Consider the following 19339-nt stretch of genomic DNA (forward strand, 5'->3'; position numbering starts at 1 on the left):
GATGAATAAATCACCGTTTTAGCAAAATCTAATTCTTTAGAATCCGCCCTAACCCTCTTTTAAAAAGAGGGGCTAGGGGAGATTCCTTATTTCAATAACGGCTTTAAGAACCGCGCGGTATGCGAAGTCTTACTCTTTGCCACTTCTTCAGGCGTACCTTCCGCGATAATCATACCACCACCTGAACCACCTTCAGGACCTAAGTCCACGATCCAGTCCGCAGTCTTAATCACATCCAGGTTATGCTCAATCACCACGATGGTATTACCCTTGTCACGGAGCTGATGCAGGATATCTAGCAATTTGGCAATATCATGGAAATGCAGGCCAGTCGTCGGTTCATCCAGAATATACAGGGTTTGGCCGGTATCACGTTTTGCCAGTTCACGTGCCAGTTTCACCCGCTGTGCTTCACCACCAGAAAGTGTTGTCGCAGACTGACCCAGACGGATATAACCTAAGCCAACCTGATGCAAGGTTTCCAAGCGACGGTGAATCACTGGAATGGCATCGAAGAAATGCATGGCATCTTCAACAGTCATCTCCAGTACATCAGAAATGTTCTTACCTTTGTAGTTTACTTCCAGCGTTTCACGGTTATAACGCTTGCCATGACAGGCATCACAAGGCACATACATATCCGGCAGGAAGTGCATTGCTACCTTGATCATACCGTCGCCTTCGCAGGCCTCACAGCGACCACCTTTCACATTAAACGAGAAACGGCCGGCTGCATAACCACGTGCCTTGGCTTCCTGTGTTTGTGAAAACAGTTCACGAATCGGAGTAAACAGACCGGTATAAGTCGCTGGGTTGGAACGTGGTGTACGTCCAATCGGACTCTGATCAATATCTACAACTTTATCCAGGAATTGCAGACCATCGATCGAATCAAATTTCTCTGAGGTCTGAGTAGTCGCACCATTGAGCTGTGTTGCTGCTAGTGGCAACAAGGTGCGGTTAATTAACGTCGATTTACCTGAACCTGATACACCCGTGACACAGGTCATCACCCCTAATGGAATGGTCAGGTCGACATTTTTCAGGTTATGGCCTGCTGCACCCATCAGCCTGATCTGTTCTTCCGGTTTTGGTGGTTGGGTCCGTTTTTTCGGTACTTCAATTTTCAGCTTGCCAGACAGATATTTACCAGTCAGGGAATCTTCATGTTCAGCAAGTTCCTGATAGGTTCCTTCAGCAATCACATGACCGCCATGTACGCCGGCACCTGGACCAATATCAATAATATGGTCGGCGGCACGAATCGCATCTTCATCATGTTCAACGACCAATACCGTATTACCAAGATCACGCAGACGTACCAAGGTTTGTAGCAGACGGTCGTTATCACGCTGGTGCAGGCCAATCGAGGGTTCATCCAGCACATACATGACACCCATCAGACCGGCACCGATCTGAGATGCCAGACGGATACGCTGTGCTTCACCGCCAGATAAAGTTTCAGCTGAACGGGACAGACTCAGGTAATTTAAACCAACAGACACCAGGAAGTGCAGACGCTCACGGATTTCCTTAAAAATCTTATCGGCAATTTCACCGCGGGCACCTTCAAGATTCAAACCTTGATAGTAGCTTTCGGCGTCACCAATCGACATGCGGGTAATGTCAGCAATGGTCTTGTCCAGAATTTTGACATTACGTGAAATTTCATTCAGACGCGAACCATCGCAGGCATCACAGGCGGCATTGGACAAGTACTGTGCCAGATCATCACGGACATAATTGCTTTCAGTTTCACGATAACGGCGTTCTAAATGCGGCAGTACACCTTCGAAAGCAATCACACGATTATGACGGCGACCGCGTTCGTCAATATAGCTCAGGTCAATCTTTTCACGACCGGTACCATAGAGGAATTTCTTTTTAACATCGGCTTCGAGCTGATTCCACGGCGTATCCAGCGAATAGCCAAAGTGATTGGCGACCTTTTCGATCATGCTGTAATAATATGGACGCTGACGGTCCCAACCCCGGATTGCGCCTTGACTGATACTCAGTTCAGGATTTGGAATCAGTTTATCTGCACTAAAATGGCTACGTGTACCGAGGCCATCACAAACCGGGCAGGCACCAAATGGATTGTTGAACGAGAATAGACGTGGTTCCAGTTCCGCCACAGCACGATCACATTTCGGGCAGGAATGTTTGGCTGAGAAAACACGATCTGGCCGTTCGCCTTTCATCCGGGAGACAATGGCAATATCGCCACCCAGACGAAGTGCAGTTTCAAAACTCTCGGCAATACGATTACCCAGATCATCACGCACTTTAAAGCGGTCAACCACCACTTCAATGGTATGCTTTTTCTTTTTATCCAGTTCTGGCGGAGGATCAATTTCCATGATCTCGCCATCCACGCGGGCGCGTACAAAACCCTGGCTCTGTAACTGTTCAAATAATGCGGAATATTCACCCTTGCGTTCACGTACAACGGGCGCCAACAGCATCAGGCCAGTACCTTCTTCCAAGCCTTTTACCGCATCCACCATTTCACTCACGGTTTGCGCGACCATCGGCAGGTCATGTTCTGGACAATAAGGTGTACCGACGCGAGCATACAGCAGACGCAGATAGTCATAAATTTCAGTAATTGTGCCCACGGTTGAACGCGGGTTGTGGCTGGTCGACTTCTGCTCGATCGCGATGGCCGGACTTAAGCCTTCTATCGAATCGACTTCCGGTTTTTCCATCTGGGACAGGAACTGGCGTGCATAGGCAGACAATGACTCGACATAACGGCGCTGACCTTCGGCATACAGGGTATCGAATGCCAGTGATGACTTACCTGAACCAGACAGTCCCGTAATCACCACAAACTTGTCGCGTGGTATATCAAGGTTCACATTTTTAAGGTTATGGGTACGTGCGCCTCGAATACGGATGTGGCTTTGGCTCATGCAATGATCCTAGAATATTCATCAAAAACCCTTATATGATACCGGATGAAAAATGTTCAAGTGCAAATAAAAGTATTTTAAACGTCAAGTTATGTCGGTGATTGGTCAAAAGATCAGTACCAAAGCAATAAGTTAAAAATGTACGAGGTATTTTTTCCGATTAAAATTTTGGCCCTGCTTTTAATAAAAGCATTTGAACATGGATTTAAGCTCTGTAAAAAAACACAGAGTGCGTAGAATTGCAGAGCATTGATCCAAGATAAAAATTAAAATTATTTTGTATTATTTAGAATTTTGTAGAAAAAATAAAAAGCCCCGTATTGAACAGGGCTGAATTCAGCTTGTATCAATCCAGACCAGGCCACTGGCGTTGCTCAAATGCGCTGTCCCAGAACAACCATTCCAGACGCGCTGCATGGGTATAGGCTGTATGCATTTTTTCCAGGGTGTCGGCATCGACACGCGCTGCTACGCGATCCACAGTTGCAATCACATTGCGTACAGCAGTATGGAAATCTTCCCCGGCGTAAGTATCAATCCAGGCCTGATAAGGATTATTGGCTGCGGCCTTATCGACAATATCCTTGCCGACTTCTGCATAAATCCAGAAACATGGCAGCAGGGCTGCCAGCACCACCGGATAGCTTTCGGCCCAGGCAGTTGCCTGCAAATAGGAAGTATAGTGATGGCAGGCCAGCGTCAACGGCGTATTTTCGAACTGGGCTTTGCTGATACCGAAATCCTGCATAAAGCCATTATGCAGGCTGCGCTCGACCACAATCGCAATTTTAGCCGCTTCACTAAACTGGATCACATCATCAGCCTCAAAGGCTTTGGCGGCACAGACTGCCAGTGCACGGCCATAGGCCAGCAAATAATGCGCATCCTGAATCACATAATGACTGAAGGCATCACGGTTCAATGTGCCCTGTGCCAGCTGCTGGTTAAAAGGCAGTGCCAAGGTCTTTTGATAAAGTTCGAGGTTACGTTGCCATACGTCTTGAGAGAAACTCATACTGAAATCCTGAGCAGTTGAAGTCAAAGCATGCAGCACTATAGCAAAGATCGACCCGTTGAAAAGATCGACAGATTTGAAAAGCAGAAAATACGCAAAAATGGTTCAGGAAGTGCTTTGGTTTATGCAGCAAAAGTTTCATAATTGAGACAAGTTTTAGTCTTGGTATTTCCCTACAATAAAAGAAATACACTCAATGAAATTTATCTAAGGTCGATTTGTATGTTGAAACATTTTGGTTTCTCAATCGCATTTTCGATCGTGTGCCTTGGTTTGTCTGCTTATTGGGGTTATACCCATGGTCCGGAAGCGGGCCTGCAAACCATGTTCACAGCACTGACCATTACCGCCATTCTGGCGATTATGGAAGTGTCGTTGTCCTTTGATAACGCGGTTGTCAATGCATCTGTCCTGCGTGGCTGGGATCATTTCTGGAAAATGCTATTCCTGACAGTAGGTATTCTGATTGCAGTTTTCGGGATGCGTCTGATCTTCCCGGTGGTCATTGTTGCAGTGACTGCAGACCTGGGCTTTATGGAAGTGGTACGTCTGGCCCTGAATGATCCAAAAGAATATTCAGCGCGTTTGATGGCACATCATCCTGAAATTGCGGCATTTGGTGGTGCCTTCCTGTTGATGGTATTCCTGAATTTCTTTCTGGATGAAGAAAAGGATACGCACTGGTTCAGAAGAGTAGAACGCCGTTTATCCAACCTGGCTAGTGTTCCGGCAATGTCGGTCTTTATTGCGCTGGTGGCCTTGTTAATCATGGCAGCCAATGTCGATGAAGCCAAGCGTCTGGTCGTGACCATGGCGGGAATCTGGGGTATTGTGATTTATATCGGGGTGCAGGTGCTGAGTCATATGCTCGGTGGTGAACCTGAAGTGGATGAAAATGGCAATGCAGTTCGTCATGATGAAAATGGCGTACCTACTGGCGTGGTGAAAGCTGGTATTGGAGGATTCCTGTATCTGGAAGTCCTGGATGCCTCATTCAGTTTTGATGGCGTGATCGGTGCCTTTGCAATTACCTCGGACGTGGTAATCATCATGCTGGGTCTGGCAATCGGTGCGATCTTTGTCCGTTCAATGACGATTTATCTGGTGGAAAAAGGCACGCTGGATGCTTATATCTATCTGGAACATGGTGCGCATTACGCGATTGGCGCCTTGGCTTTCATCATGATTGCCAGCGGTACTGGTGTACATGTACCGGAAATAGTGACCGGCCTGATCGGGGTGGCCTTTATTGTCTGGGCCGTGATTGCCTCGATTCAGTACAAGAAACGTCAGGCTTTACATCACTAAGGCCTGTGATCCTGATGCAAAAGCGTAGCTCCGGCTGCGCTTTTTTATTTTTTAGATCAGCATCATCTTTATTTCAAATAAAATTCCTGCATCCATCCCGGCCGAATGTCCTATAATCTTCGCCTGAAGATCCATCAATTGAACTGCCATAATTTATGATGAATGCCCTAGAACGTCGCTCAACCTTTGCGCTTAGCAGCATTTTTGCACTGCGCATGCTGGGGTTGTTTATGATTATCCCTGTATTTTCGGTTGCAGGACAGTCATATGAATATGCTACGCCGGCACTGATTGGCCTGGCAGTAGGGGTTTATGGTCTGACTCAGGCCATTCTACAGATTCCATTTAGCCTGATTGCAGACCGTTTCAGTCGCAAACCGCTGGTGGTCATCGGGTTATTGCTATTTGCATTGGGTGGTGCAATTGCCGCCATGTCGGACACAATCTATGGAGTGATTATTGGGCGTGCCATTGCGGGCGGCGGTGCGGTTTCGGCGGTGGTCATGGCATTGCTTGCCGATGTGACCCGTGAAGAAAACCGCATGAAAGCCATGGCAACCATGGGCATGAGTATCGGCTTATCTTTTGTGGTGGCATTTACCTTAGGTCCTTGGTTAACGGGTCTGGTAGGTATTTCAGGGCTGTTCTGGGTGACTACCGTGATGGGGCTGGCGGCAATTGCGATGCTGCTGATGGTGCCAAAAGTGACCCGTCATCATCGTAATTTTCAGCAGGGGTATCTGATCCAGCTGAAACAAGTCCTAAAAATGGGCGACCTGAATCGTTTGCATGTTTCGGTGTTCAGCCTGCATCTGTTACTCACGGCAATGTTTATCTATGTGCCTTCGCAGCTGATCGAGTTCGCTAATATTCCTTTGGACAGTCATGGCTGGGTATATCTGCCCTTACTCGTAATTAGTCTGTTCTTTGCTTTTCCAAGCATTATTCTGGCGGAAAAATACCGCAAAATGCGTGGTATTTTCCTGACTGCAATTGCGGGAATTATCGTTGGCCTATTGGTACTGATTTTTGGCTTTGAATCGAAATATATCCTGCTCACTGGTTTAGGGATCTTCTTTATTGCCTTCAATGTAATGGAAGCCTTATTACCATCGTGGTTATCCAAGGTTGCGCCAATTCAGTCCAAGGCAACAGCGATGGGCGTGAATGCCAGCAGTCAGTTCCTCGGTGCCTTCTTTGGCGGTACGCTAGGCGGACAACTTTTGTTGCTGAATGACACTTCCATGGGTTGGAGTATTCTGACTGCGGTTGCTATAATTTGGCTGCTCATCAGTTTTGGTCTGGCTCAGCCGCGCTATCTTTCGTCCCTGGTTTTAAGCCTGCCTGAAAATCGACAAACAGATGAATGGACTTCACAGCTTTTATCTATTCATGGTATTGAAGAAGTCGTGGTGATGCCTGAACAGCAAGTGGCCTACGTCAAGGTTGATAAACAGCAGATTAATGATACTGCGCGACAACAATTAACGCACTTGTTGGGTAAAGAGGTAGCCATTTAAGCATAACTCTTATAAAGTAAAATATAGAAACAAATAGGAAGTATAGGTCTCATGCGTGGTGTAAATAAGGTTATTTTAGTAGGTACTTTAGGTCGAGATCCTGAAACAAAAACTTTCCCGAATGGGGGTTCTCTCACTCAATTCTCTATCGCGACCAGTGATTCGTGGACGGATAAGAACACTGGTGAGCGTAAAGAGCAAACAGAATGGCACCGCATTGTGCTGCATAACCGTTTAGGTGAAATTGCACAGCAGTATCTACGTAAAGGTTCTAAAGTCTATATCGAAGGTTCACTACGTACCCGTCAGTGGACAGACCAAAGTGGTCAAGAGCGTTACACCACAGAAATCCGTGGTGAGCAGATGCAAATGCTGGATTCTGGCCGTCCTCAAGGTGAACAGTCAGACAATGGCGGTTTTGCACAGCCACGTTTCAACAATAACCAGGGCGGCTATGGCAATAACAATGCTGGTCAACAAGGTTATAATGCACCACAGCAAGGTGGCTTCAATAATGCACCTGCGGGTGGTAATGGCTATGGCAATAATAACCCAAGCGGTTTTGCGCCAAAATCTGCACCAGCTCCAGTTGCAGCGCCTGCAGCAGACCTGGATGATGACTTACCATTTTGATTAAAATTTAAAACAGAAGAGCATCCTTAAAAGCCCGTCACCCGACGGGTTTTTTTAAGCACGTTTATTTATTTTCTTCTTTTTAGGAGATACCCACATTGTGATGAGGGCACGGCATACGGTTTCTTGTGCCATATCCAGAACCTCAACATTAACCTGGTATTCAGCAATTTCATGCCATTCAACATTTAACTTTGCAGGTGTGGCAATGGCTCTTAAATCGGTCGTTGCTTTTTTAAGATATTCGACCTGCATACCTTTTAGAATCCAGGAATGGGTTTTGGGGACGCTGGCATCGGTCATGGTACCTGCTGCCAGTTCAGCCAGATTGCATATGGCAATCGCATGGATTGTATCTAGATGATTGAGTACAGCCGCATGTTTCTTCATGCTCACTTCGCAATAATACGGAGCAAGCGTTTCGAGCAATGGGGAAATACTGCTGAAATAAGGTATTTTGATGCAAAGTAATCTGGAAAATATGTATTTACCACCTGGTTTTTTGTGAAAGGTTTTCCATATTTTTAGAGCCTGGCTCATGGTCGCGATCCTGCGTAAGAGGTGAATAATAATAAGATCCTCATACAGAATAATATTCTGTATTTGCAGGACTCACAAGAAAAGTGTTTAAAATAGACAAGTTAATGATTAACGGTGCCGAGCACATTAAGGAGAATGCAAGGTATGGATGTATTGGAAGGGAGTTATCCAGGTGGACGCTTGGCCTTAAAGCGTCAAATTCTGAATTGTGCGCTACAGGAATTTTTACAAAGTGGCATAGCTGCAACGACAATTGAAATGATTCGGGATCGGGCAGAAACCAGTGTTGGCGCAATTTATCATCATTTTAATCACAAGGATGGGATCGTAGCTGCGCTGTATCTAGCCGCTTTAAAGGACCAGTCCAGCCGACGTTTAGATGCTTTATCCCAAGCGAAAAGTGCTGAACAGGGTATTCATGCCATTATTCGAAGTTATATTGATTGGGTCATCAGTTATCCAGACTTTGCCCGTTTTCTCTATGCGGCTCATCATGTGGTACATACCTCAGAACTGCGTCAGGATCTGGAACAGCGTACCAGCCAGCGTAATCAGGATTTAAAGAAATGGCTGGCCCAGCAGTCAGATGCCGCTTGTCTGCAAGCTGTCCCACCTGCTTTACTGACCTCTTTAGTAATTGGCGCGACAGAAAGCTATTGTCGTGCCTGGCTGGCAGGTCGAGTCAAGGATTCTCCGCAAAAACATGCATCTGCTTTGGCACAGTCAGTTTGGGATTCTTTACAGCATTTTTCTCGGTAAAGGTCAGGAGTTAAATTGGAATAAAAGATAATAAGTAAAAAATTAATAGAATTTATAAATCTAAAAAACCGATAGTTTTTATAAAAAGTTACGGTTTTATCTATTATTGGTTTTTGCGTATTATTAGTTCATCGAATGAATTCCCGCGAACTGATAGGAAAAATCACATGAGTTTAATCAATACTGAAGTTAAGCCATTTAACGCAACTGCTTATCACAATGGTCAATTTATTGAAGTATCTGAGCAGGACATGAAAGGCAAATGGTCTGTTGTATTCTTCTATCCTGCTGACTTCACTTTTGTTTGTCCAACAGAATTAGGCGATCTTGCTGATCAATATGCTGAATTCCAGAAATTGGGTGTAGAAATCTATGGTGTATCTACGGATACGCACTTTACCCATAAAGCTTGGCATGACACGTCTGACGTGATTGGTAAAATCCAGTATCCAATGATTGGCGATCCAACCTGGACTCTGGCGAAAAACTTTGAAGTGCTGATCGAAGCTGAAGGTTTGGCTGACCGCGGTACTTTCGTGATCGATCCGGATGGTAAAATCCAGATCATTGAAATCAACGCAGGTGGTATCGGTCGTGACGCACAGGAACTGCTTCGTAAAGTAAAAGCAGCTCAGTACGTACATGCTCATCCAGGTGAAGTATGTCCTGCAAAATGGAAAGAAGGCGAAGCAACCCTAGCTCCTTCAATCGACCTGGTAGGTAAAATCTAATTCGATAAATCTTTATCAAATCTAAAAAAATCCAGCCTTCAGCGCTGGATTTTTTTATGGTTATTCGAAAATGAAAGGACAATTAAATCATATAGCCTTTATGACTTTCGGCTACGGCACGCAAACCTTCAATCAGATGCTCTATCAGTTTTTTCATCACCCGACGCTGGTTTTTACATAAGGTATAAACCAGTTGTAGGGTACCAGTACTGACACCAGTATTGTCTTATATTCGGGATACTGCATTTCATTGGCCTAGTATCGATAGCTGTCCACAACGCATACAATGACTGCATGTTCATCCTATTCAGATAGGAGTAAAAAGATGAAAAAAGTCATAGGCGTTTACCGTAATCAACACATGCATTGGGTCGGTGATGGATTTCCGGTTAAAAACCTGTTTTCTTATGACCGTCTTGGTCAGGTCATCAGTCCGTTCCTGCTGCTGGATTATGCAGCGCCGTATCATTTTGATCCGACTACGGTGCAGCAGGGTGTCGGTTCACATCCACACCGTGGTTTTGAAACCGTGACAATCGCCTATCAGGGTGGAGTAACGCATAAGGATTCTGGCGGTGGTGGCGGTACGATTCAGGCAGGTGATGTACAGTGGATGACTGCAGGTGCAGGCGTGGTGCATGAAGAATTCCATTCTCCAGACTTTGCCCGGAATGGTGGTCTGTTTGAAATGGTCCAGCTGTGGGTAAATTTACCTGCCAAAGACAAAATGACTACACCGCGTTATCAGGCACTGACTGCAACTGATATTCCCCGGATTGAAATGGATGAAGGTGCAGGGCATATTCGGGTCATCGCTGGTGAACTTGATGGGCATCATGGTCCGGCGCATACCTTTAGTCCGGTCAATGTCTGGGACGGTGAGCTCAAAGCAGATTATGAAACGATGCTGCAGATACCTGCCGGTCATAATGCTTTGCTGGTGCTATTGAGTGGAGAGCTGGTAGTGAATGCCGGCCAGAAAGTTCTGGACAGTTCTATTGTGATATTTGCTCAGGATAGCGATCCTATAATCCAGATTCAGGCTTATCAGGACAGCAAATTCGTAGTCTTGACCGGTGAACCCTTGAAGGAACCCATTCAAGGTTATGGTCCTTTTGTGATGAATACCAAGGAAGAAATTGTCCAAGCCTTCCAGGATTTTAATCAGGGTAAATTTGGAGAAATTCCGGTAGCTGCTGAATAAAAATGTCAGTCCAGAAACAAAGAAGCCTCTGCAGTGCAGAGGCTTTTAAATAGTTATGCGCTGTAAGTTCTTCTGATTATAAGATTTTTTAAATAACTTCAACACTGTGGAGGGCGATGGAGTTATCATTTTATTATGCAGAAAATTATAGCGCTTCTTGTATCTTTTGTAAAACGAAAGTTAAAAAAATGGTTAATTTAAATATATTGTTTTTAAAGGATAATTTTTTTAAAAATACAAAAAATATCAATAAAAGCATAAATTTAAACAGTGTTAACTTTTTATATTAAAAATGTAAAAAATTATGAATTTTCAAGCGCTTTAGTCCATCTGAAAAAAATGCAATCTGGAAGATTTTAATAGCCTAATTACGGCAGGCTTGGTACATAATTTCTAAAAGTTTCTCAATGACGGATGATCAGTTTGGATATCGCAGTAATTGGTAGTGGCATGGCCGGACTGGCTACAGCCAGAATTCTTCAGGATGCAGGACATCACATCACTATTTTCGAAGCGCTGCAAGGGCGCGGCATGGACAGTCACAGCCTCGAGTTTGAAGGTGGACTAGTAGATGCTCCTTTGCGTGTGATGAATCCGTACTTGTGGAAAAATACGCTAAGTCTTGCGACTCATCTGGGGATCAAGACCTATTCGGTACGCACTTATATGGCGTGCAGCTGGTTATTTGAGGATCGGACTGAAACCTGGCTGACAACTTCGCGTAGCCGGATTGGTAACTTTCCGATTATCAATAACCGTAAAGGCCTTCAGCAGTATGGCTGGCGTCTGGTTAAAGGCTTATTACAACTGAAAACAGCGTTGAACAAATTCTTTAAATCTAAGAATCAGGATATCAGCCTGGCAGAATTTATTAATCGCAATGATATTGAAGAAGTATTCTGGCATGGTGCGGTAATGCCGGTACTGTATACCATCTGTACCTGTAACCCGAAAACAATTGGTGAATGGCCAGCCAAGCCCTTATTGATTTTCCTGCGTCAGCTGACAGATGGCGATGCATTATTGCGTATGCAGGGCGGTACACCAGCCTTGGTGGATAAACTGATTGAAGGCATCGACATTGTCAGTGGTGCAGCAACTACGCTGGTACAACAGCAGGGTGATCAGGTCCGTGTAGAAAATGCGGCGGGTTATTCCAAGTTATTTGACCGTGTCATCGTTGCTACACCCACCAACAAGATCGAGGAATTTCTTGATAAAGACCAGTTTGCAACAGATATTGAATTATTGAAAAAATTCCAGTTTGAGCAGGGGCAATTGGTGATTCATACCGATACCAGCGTGATGCCGCCGAAACGTAAAGACTGGGCAGTACTAAGCTATATGATGGACCGCAAGTTTACCCGTCAGCAGTTCACGGTATGGCTCAATGCGGTTGAACCAACATTGGTAGGTAAATCTCCGGTATTCCAGACCTGGCGCCCGGTGACTGATATCGATCCGAAGAAAATTATTTCTTCTGTGACACTGACCCGCGCAGTGGTTGATGCGCATACTGTAGCCTTGAACAAGGAATTACAGCAACGTCATCTGGATCAGGGCCGTAAGGTATTCTATTGTGGTTCATGGTCATGTGATGGCTTGCCAATTCTGGAATCTGCAGTTACTTCAGCGATGAAGATTGCAGAAATCTTTGGTGCACCATTGCCATTCGAGGGATTAAAACCGAATATTGAGGTTGCACCACAACTCGGTTATTAAGCATGAAACTGTTCCAGGCCTTTCGGCAGCGTCTACCCGAGCATAAATATGCTATTAATGCAGCATTGCTTGGAGATACTTCACTATTGCCCTGGAGCAATCTTGGTTACTGGCAGATAGGGCAGCAAGACTATGTTGCTGCTTGTCAGGCTTTGGCTAATCATCTGGCTGAAACCATTCATTTAAATTCAAAAGATAAATTACTGGATCTTGGCTGCGGTCAGGGTGCCAGTCTGCTGCATTGGCAGCAGCACTATCAGGTGCAATACCTGGCAGGCGTAGAGCTACAGAAAACTTGTGTTACCAGGATTCAGCAGTATTTACCTGAACTGAATGCAATTTATCATGCTTCTTTTCTTCGACTAAAAGATATCCATTTCCCACATAAATTTAACGCTGTGCTGTGTCTGGATGCGGCTTATCACAATAGCGTACCAAGCTTGCTGGAACAGATAGTCCCAGTTTTGAATTCAAAAGCACGAATCGGTTTTCATCATCTGGTCTTGTCTGAGCGCTGGAAAACTTTAAATTCATTTCAAAAGCGTAAATACCAGCTTTTGCTGAAATCAGCAGATGTCAATTTAAGTGATTTGATGCCGCTGGGTGCGCTATATGAATGTCTGGATCAGTTTGAATTCACAGATGTTCAGGTTGAAGATCTGTCAGAATCAGTATTTGCCGGTTTTGCCAGGTATGTACAGCAGGATTTAAATTCAAAAAAAATGATTCAGTCTGTGAAGGCATCCAGACTAGATGAATTTAAAATTCAGATGACCGCAAAACTATGCCGAAAGCTTTTTGAAGAAGGTGTGGTGCGGTATGTGCAGATCAGCGCGAAAGCAAAGCACTAGAACAGTGCCTGAAAAGATTAAGCCCGAAGAAAATGCAGACTCCAGAAACATCAAAGCCTCACTAAAAAAGCGAGGCTAAGAAAATGGTGCCGGCACACGGATTCGAACTGTGGACCTACTGATTACAAGTCAGTTGCTCTACCAACTGAGCTATGCCGGCGTTGTGGTGTGCATTCTACAGATTTTTTGAGGTGATGCAAGCCAAAAAATAACCGTTTAAATGCTTTGGTAAAATTTTAAGTTTGATTGAATTCTACATGATACGAAAAGCTGCAAAACTTGAAATACATCAGCTGGATTCATGAAAATCGCCCACATGCGAAAGTGTGGGCGAGGGTGGAAAATTTAAACTGGTTTCAGAGATGAATAAAAACTAGGTTTATCGGCTTTTTAGGATACGGTCCAGATCCTGAGCACATTCCTCCAAGGTAAAGGCCATGTCAAACTGCATTTGGGGTTTGAGTTCTTGAGCGAGGCTTCTCCACTGTTCGATGAGTCTGAGGGCTTTTTGAATCTTGTGTTTGTTGACGTCTTTGGCAATGGTCGGAGTGTAACCGCCACGTTTAGCATTTTTGATCTGTTTGGCATAGTTTGCGCTGTTATTCATGTTCGCTCCCGAATAGCAGTGTGTCTATCTTTTAGCTTTTAGTTTGAATCAAGATCAATGGCGTGGTTGGTTGGATCTACTGGTTTTTGTTCTCCTTTTATGTGCCCGCTAAGAGCAACATAACATAGCGATGATGACAATAAAATTAAGCTATTTTTATGCCAAGTTAGAATTCAGTAACTGAATTTTTTGTATAACTTTCATGAAGTATATATAGGGAAAAGAGGGCAATTCATTTGTTCATTAATTAAAAGACAAGCATTAGCAAACGACATTGTCCTTCTTCTTATAAAAATCCAGTGCCAGCTTCAAATCCTGTGCTAACTGTTCTTTTGTGCTTTCTGGCGCAATTTTTATAAAGGCAGGTACATATTCTTTAAAATACACCTCAGGATAATCTTCGCAAATGATTTTCTTGCGAAGTTCCATAGGCGTAGCCGGGTTATCTAACTGGTCCAGAAAACCACTGATTTTCTGATCTGCCTGTTCAAACTGAATGACATCTACAGAGTTTTTATCTGTCGACATTGCGGCTTCTGCCTGCTCAGGCTGCTTTTGGCAACCAGCAATAACAAACATAACGAGCAGGGTAGTAAAGGTTAGTTTTTTCATCGTCTTTTCTAGTTGTTATCCGGGGCTGAATAATAAGAGTATAAGAGAATTCACCACTGTATAAGAACTGATTTTTTTAAATAAAAAAAATACCTCCATCATAAGGAAGGAGGTATTAAATTGGAAAAGAAACTACAGCGAGCCTCTGATTACACATTTTATATTAGATCACTTTTCAAACAATTGGCAGAATATTACAAGCTTGATAATGATTCATAAAATTAAAATTGCTGTAACTTCTAAAAATGGAATTTAGCCGAAATCTTAATGAATTTTCTTTCATTAAGCTGTAAAAATTAAAGAATCTGATTAAATATTTTTTTCTTTTCTAGGAGCTAAAAATGAAGGCGTTGAGGAATAGCCAATAGTGAAATTGCAGCATGATATTTAATTACAGCCAACAAAAAAGGTCTAAATCCTTCGGATTTAAACCTTTTAAGACATCATGTGGCTACATGATTATGAATCTTGGCGGTGAGAGAGGGATTCGAACCCTCGATACGCTATAAACGTATACACACTTTCCAGGCGTGCTCCTTCAGCCACTCGGACACCTCACCATGGCGGTGGATGATATAGAAAAAAAACCAGTCTGCCAAGCTTGAAACAATTGATTTGCAGAAAAAGTTTGGAGGCAGTGCTATGATTCGCAAAAATGCTTTCTAAAACGAAGACAATATATGCAAAGTACTGCACAAAAAGCAGCTTTACCAGTCATTACGCTGGCTGCGCTTGGGGTCGTTTTTGGTGATATTGGTACCAGTCCTCTTTATGCACTACGCCAATGTTTCCTAACCTCGCATCTTGCCATCAGCGAAGCCTCGGTACTGGGCATTCTCTCCCTGATCTTCTGGTGCATCATGCTGACGGTGAGTTTTAAATACGTCACTATCATCATGCGTGCTGACAACAATGGGGAGGGCGGCATCATGTCACTGCTGGCCCTCAACCTGCGAACCACACTAATCTCGGATAAGAAAAAGATTTACCTGATTGCTTTAGGCTTTATTGGTGCTTCATTGTTCTTTGGTGACGGGATTATTACACCTGCGATTTCTGTACTCTCTGCCATTGAAGGATTGAGTATTGCTACGCCAGTGTTTAATAAATGGCTGGAGCCCTTATCCATCGGAATCATTGCCGGCCTGTTTCTGGTACAGCGTCATGGTACCGGGACCATGGGTAAATTTTTTGGTCCACTGACTTTACTGTGGTTCCTGTCGATTGGTGGCTTTGGTTTATGGAGCATCATCCAGACGCCGACGGTCCTGCATATGATCAACCCTTATTGGGCTTATCATTTTGTGGTAGATCAACCTTATGTGGCTTTCCTGACCATGGGCGCAGTGATTCTGACCATGACCGGAGGCGAAGCGATTTATGCAGATATGGGACATTTTGGTCGCCTGCCAATTCGTCTGGCCTGGTTCATTATTGTCTTGCCATGTCTGTTACTCAATTATGCAGGGCAGGGTGCGCTTCTGCTACGCAGTCCAGAAGCTTTGGCTAATCCATTCTATATGCTGCTGCCAGAATGGAGCCTGTATCCAATGATTGGTCTGGCAACGGCTGCTGCGGTCATTGCCTCACAAGCCGTGATTACCGGAGTATTCTCGATGGTCAATCAGGCAATTCAGCTACGTTATTTACCACGTTTGAGCGTGAAACACACTTCAGCTGAAGAACGTGGTCAGATTTATCTGCCATTTATTAACTGGATGCTGTTTATTTCGGTCGTGATTCTGATTTTGTTATTTGAGAACAGTGCGAGACTTGCCAGCGCCTATGGGGTGGCAGTAACCATGACCATGCTCTGTGGCACGATATTGATCTCCATTTTGGCTTATGGTTTCTGGCGCTGGCCAATCTGGAAAGTAGTATTATTCGCGGCTCCTTTTCTGGCGCTCGATCTGATTTTTGTCGCATCTACTTCACTGAAAATTTATTCTGGTGGCTGGGTGCCAATTATGCTGGGTGCCGTACTGTTTACGATACTCATGACCTGGAAAGATGGCCGCGAACTGTTACTCAAACGTATGCAGCAAAATACTTTGCCAATTGAGCTATTTATCAAGAGTGTGTCTACCGGTGGCGGGACCCAGTTTGTGCCGGGTGATGCCATTTTCCTGACCGGAACTCCGGATGTCGTGCCACATGCCATGCTGCATAACATCAAGCATAACAAAGTACTGCATCAACGTAATATTATGGTTACGGTGATTACCCGGGATATTCCCTTTGTGGGAGAGGAAGATCGGGTAGAAGTTGAAAAGCTGAATGAGCATTTTTACCGGATTTATGCCTACTTCGGTTTCAAGGATCAGCCTGATATTCCACGGGCGGTCAAGCAAGCCTACACGGAATGGGGCTTTGACTATGATCTGATGCAGATCAGTTTCTTTATCTCTCGTGACCGGGTGATTCATGCGATCGGAGAAGGCATGTCACCATGGCGTGAAAAACTGTTTATCTCAATGCAACGGAATACCAGTCCGGTGAGTGATTTTTATCAGATTCCAACTAACCGGGTGGTGGAACTTGGTAGCCAGATCGAAATCTAGCAACAATATTTAAAATGAAAAAACCAGAGTTCAGCTCTGGTTTTTTAATATCTGTTTCAGACCCGTTATGGAGTAGTTACACCTGGAGCAGTAGAGCCTGCTGGTGTCATCGGGGAATCTTGCTGCATCTCAGGCAGAGTACGGGGATCGTTGGGCTGCTGCATGTCTGGAGTTGCACCTTGTCGCATCATGGCAGGATCTTGAGAATGACGCATCATACCCGGAGCCTGAGACATGCCCGGCTGACCAGATTGCATGCCAGACGACGGATTACTTTGCATAGTAGGTGCCTGACTTGGCTGCACTAAACGAATCTGACCAGAATTGACCAGATTTTCCAGAGAAGCATTCTGACCGTTTACAGTGGTGCTAATTCGTGCCTTGGACAGGCTTTCTAATGTTTCGCCCGGCTGTACCCGTGGTTCAGCCAATGCACTAAGGCTCATTACACTGGTAAGTACACCTAGAGCCAGTAATTTTGAATAATGAGTTTTGCAAGTATGGGAGTTTTTCTTCAGCGATAACATCACAATGCTCCTTCGTATATTTCTTGGAAGAATTAGAAGTGCTTACAATTGCATAATTAAAGACTGGGCAGCAAGGAAAGCTACATAAATGGGTTGAAATCTAGTTCAAGTATTCGTAAAAAACCGACAGGCTGTTACATATTTAATGGATTTTTATTTACATATTGCTTATTTGTTAAGCGATTAGAAATGTCATGATATACACGGTTTACAGGGCTTGTTAAGCTCGGCAAAACCCGCTGTAAATGTTCTAAAGTAGCTGTAATCATGGCCAAGAAGCAACGTACCAAAAAAAATCCTGTCTTTCAGTTCCTTAACGAAAATACTGTAAAAATTATCCTGGGTGTGGTGGCATCGGGTAGTTTTGCGATTGCCTTTGGTCAGGAAAAAATCAGCCAGTGGGTATCGCTGTCTTCACCATCAAATTCTGCCTGTCTGGATCAGTTTTACCGGGATGTGCCACCTTATTTAATGAAGGACAGCTTAAAAAAGAACAGCTATGCACTGTGCTTTAACGGCTTTAATGTCATGTACTCTGGTGTCTCTAAAACACCATTATGGGTGGCAGAACTATTGACGCCATCTCGCCTGAGTCAAAAGATTCCGCGTGAAGACAGCTTCCATGAGGAAGAACGTGTCAGTTCGGCGCATCGTGCCACTCTGGCAGATTACCGCGGTACTGGCTATGACCGTGGACATATGGCACCAAATGCCGATATGCCAACCAAGCAGGCACAGTTTGACAGTTTCTCCTTAGCCAATATGGTACCGCAAGCCCCGAAGAACAATCAGCAAGCGTGGCGTGAACTGGAAGAAGCCACTCGTGCGGTGGTGACCAAACAGAAACAGGATGTCTACGTGGTTACGGGGCCGGTTTATAGCGCGAAAAAGCTGGAGACGATTGGCAGAGGCGTAATCGTACCGAATGCGACCTATAAAGCGGTATATATGCCGAAAACTGGTGCAGCCGGGGTGTATTATGTGGATAACAACCTGAAAAATCCGGCACCAAAAGTCCAGATCATCAGCGTCTGTGCCTTGGAAGAACTGGTTAATATCAACATTTTCCCGCAACTGACTGAAGAACAGAAACGTAATACCTATAAGCTGCCTTTGAAAGCCAGCGAGGTGAAGGCCAATAAGCCTATCACCTATGCAAGCTGGGATGCAGAAAGCCAGTGTGCCGAAGATGTATCCAAGAGTGACCTGGAAGCATTACAAGAGGAATTCAAACGTTCTGGTGGAGGTCGTACGTCTGTGAGCGGGAATACTTCACCACCTGAGGGTTCTACTAGTGACGCAGCAGACAATAATGATCCGCAAGGTGCATTGATCAAACAGTTGCTGGAAGCAGTGCTACAGTTCATTTTGCAGCTTTTGAAATAATTCTGTTGTGCCAGACAGGATTCAGGTAGCATAAATTTGTCCGGTACAATTAAAAAACAACAAGGAAGCGACAGAAAAAAATGTTTAAACCTTATGAAAATGGCACCGAATCACATGCGATTCATGACCTGACCATTGAAAATGATGTGGACTGTGTCAGCCTCTATGGAAACTTGCAGTTAACCAAGGATCAGGCCGGGCTGAAAGCAGCCAAGGCCTTGCAGGCGCTGCTCAATGATGTGGTGCAGCAACTGGAAAATACTCCGGATCTGCCTGACAAGATCCAGCGTGATGACGCTCAGGAAATTGATAATCCATTTTTATAATGGGTCATTTTTTAAAATTTCATGACTCTTCCATGCGAAACAGAAAAAGCTCAGGATAACTATGAGCTTTTTTTATTCAGGTTTAAAAGTTTATTTCTCTCGAATTATCTTTATTATTT

Annotated in this window: 17 protein-coding genes and 2 tRNA genes; 11 read left to right on the forward strand and 8 right to left on the reverse strand. The window is 44.4% G+C overall.

Features of this window, described 5'->3' with window-relative positions; genetic code table 11:
- Positions 1–86: 86 nt before the first annotated feature.
- Positions 87–2918: an excinuclease ABC subunit UvrA gene (gene uvrA / locus C3420_RS02135; RefSeq protein WP_005220621.1), complete on the reverse strand. Its 2832-nt coding sequence runs from the start codon at positions 2916–2918 to the stop codon at positions 87–89.
- Positions 2919–3264: 346 nt separating this feature from the next.
- Positions 3265–3933 (reverse strand): thiaminase II, encoded by a 669-nt coding sequence (gene tenA / locus C3420_RS02140; protein ID WP_048882199.1) that lies wholly within the window; start codon positions 3931–3933, stop codon positions 3265–3267.
- Positions 3934–4155: 222 nt separating this feature from the next.
- Here tenA and C3420_RS02145 point away from each other — a divergent pair, with 222 nt between their 5' ends.
- The 3 genes from C3420_RS02145 (at position 4156) to ssb (ending at position 7394) form a co-directional block, all read left to right on the forward strand.
- Complete coding sequence (locus tag C3420_RS02145) at positions 4156–5241, forward strand: DUF475 domain-containing protein (protein WP_103800196.1); 1086 nt, start codon at positions 4156–4158, stop codon at positions 5239–5241.
- 155 nt (positions 5242–5396) lie between these two features.
- On the forward strand, positions 5397–6761 hold the full coding sequence (locus C3420_RS02150; protein WP_103800195.1) for an MFS transporter: 1365 nt from the start codon (positions 5397–5399) through the stop codon (positions 6759–6761).
- A gap of 51 nt (positions 6762–6812) precedes the next feature.
- Positions 6813–7394, forward strand: a complete 582-nt coding sequence (gene ssb, locus C3420_RS02155; RefSeq protein WP_071320869.1) for a single-stranded DNA-binding protein — start codon at positions 6813–6815, stop codon at positions 7392–7394.
- A 54-nt stretch (positions 7395–7448) separates the two neighbouring features.
- On the opposite strand, the gene C3420_RS02160 is transcribed toward ssb, so the two are convergent.
- Positions 7449–7934, reverse strand: coding sequence for a hotdog fold domain-containing protein (locus tag C3420_RS02160; protein ID WP_103800194.1), 486 nt, complete (start codon positions 7932–7934; stop codon positions 7449–7451).
- 144 nt (positions 7935–8078) lie between these two features.
- On the opposite strand from C3420_RS02160, the gene C3420_RS02165 reads away from it, so the two are divergent.
- From C3420_RS02165 to C3420_RS02185, 5 genes are all read left to right on the forward strand, one after another.
- Positions 8079–8693, forward strand: a complete 615-nt coding sequence (locus tag C3420_RS02165) for a TetR/AcrR family transcriptional regulator (protein WP_103800199.1) — start codon at positions 8079–8081, stop codon at positions 8691–8693.
- A 167-nt stretch (positions 8694–8860) separates the two neighbouring features.
- On the forward strand, positions 8861–9424 hold the full coding sequence (gene ahpC / locus C3420_RS02170; protein ID WP_103800193.1) for an alkyl hydroperoxide reductase subunit C: 564 nt from the start codon (positions 8861–8863) through the stop codon (positions 9422–9424).
- Positions 9425–9749: 325 nt separating this feature from the next.
- A complete protein-coding gene (locus tag C3420_RS02175) occupies positions 9750–10628 on the forward strand; it encodes a pirin family protein (RefSeq protein WP_004813665.1) in 879 nt (292 codons plus the stop codon).
- Between the two features lie 414 nt (positions 10629–11042).
- Positions 11043–12350, forward strand: coding sequence for an FAD-dependent oxidoreductase (locus C3420_RS02180; RefSeq protein ID WP_103800192.1), 1308 nt, complete (start codon positions 11043–11045; stop codon positions 12348–12350).
- A gap of 2 nt (positions 12351–12352) precedes the next feature.
- Positions 12353–13201: an SAM-dependent methyltransferase gene (locus C3420_RS02185; RefSeq protein ID WP_103800191.1), complete on the forward strand. Its 849-nt coding sequence runs from the start codon at positions 12353–12355 to the stop codon at positions 13199–13201.
- 84 nt (positions 13202–13285) lie between these two features.
- Here C3420_RS02185 and C3420_RS02190 read toward each other — a convergent pair.
- The 4 genes from C3420_RS02190 to C3420_RS02205 form a co-directional block, all read right to left on the reverse strand.
- Positions 13286–13361: transfer RNA gene (locus C3420_RS02190), tRNA-Thr, on the reverse strand.
- Between the two features lie 219 nt (positions 13362–13580).
- Complete coding sequence (locus tag C3420_RS02195) at positions 13581–13808, reverse strand: hypothetical protein (protein WP_004813658.1); 228 nt, start codon at positions 13806–13808, stop codon at positions 13581–13583.
- A 261-nt stretch (positions 13809–14069) separates the two neighbouring features.
- Positions 14070–14420, reverse strand: coding sequence for a hypothetical protein (locus tag C3420_RS02200; protein WP_103800190.1), 351 nt, complete (start codon positions 14418–14420; stop codon positions 14070–14072).
- Positions 14421–14889: 469 nt separating this feature from the next.
- Positions 14890–14980 (reverse strand) — tRNA-Ser (locus C3420_RS02205).
- Between the two features lie 120 nt (positions 14981–15100).
- Between C3420_RS02205 and C3420_RS02210 the strand changes: the two genes are divergently transcribed.
- Positions 15101–16981: a potassium transporter Kup gene (locus tag C3420_RS02210; RefSeq protein WP_048882208.1), complete on the forward strand. Its 1881-nt coding sequence runs from the start codon at positions 15101–15103 to the stop codon at positions 16979–16981.
- Positions 16982–17046: 65 nt separating this feature from the next.
- Here C3420_RS02210 and C3420_RS02215 read toward each other — a convergent pair whose 3' ends face one another.
- A complete protein-coding gene (locus tag C3420_RS02215; protein WP_103800189.1) occupies positions 17047–17508 on the reverse strand; it encodes a hypothetical protein in 462 nt (153 codons plus the stop codon).
- 267 nt (positions 17509–17775) lie between these two features.
- Between C3420_RS02215 and C3420_RS02220 the strand changes: the two genes are divergently transcribed.
- Both C3420_RS02220 and C3420_RS02225 read left to right on the forward strand, forming a co-directional pair.
- Positions 17776–18894, forward strand: a complete 1119-nt coding sequence (locus tag C3420_RS02220) for a DNA/RNA non-specific endonuclease (RefSeq protein ID WP_103800188.1) — start codon at positions 17776–17778, stop codon at positions 18892–18894.
- Between the two features lie 80 nt (positions 18895–18974).
- Positions 18975–19220 carry a hypothetical protein gene (locus tag C3420_RS02225; protein ID WP_004813651.1) on the forward strand — a complete coding sequence of 82 codons (246 nt, stop codon included), beginning with the start codon at positions 18975–18977 and terminating at the stop codon, positions 19218–19220.
- The last annotated feature ends 119 nt before the right edge of the window (positions 19221–19339 follow it).

Source organism: Acinetobacter sp. ACNIH3, assembly GCF_002918965.1.
GTDB classification, from domain to species: domain Bacteria; phylum Pseudomonadota; class Gammaproteobacteria; order Pseudomonadales; family Moraxellaceae; genus Acinetobacter; species Acinetobacter schindleri.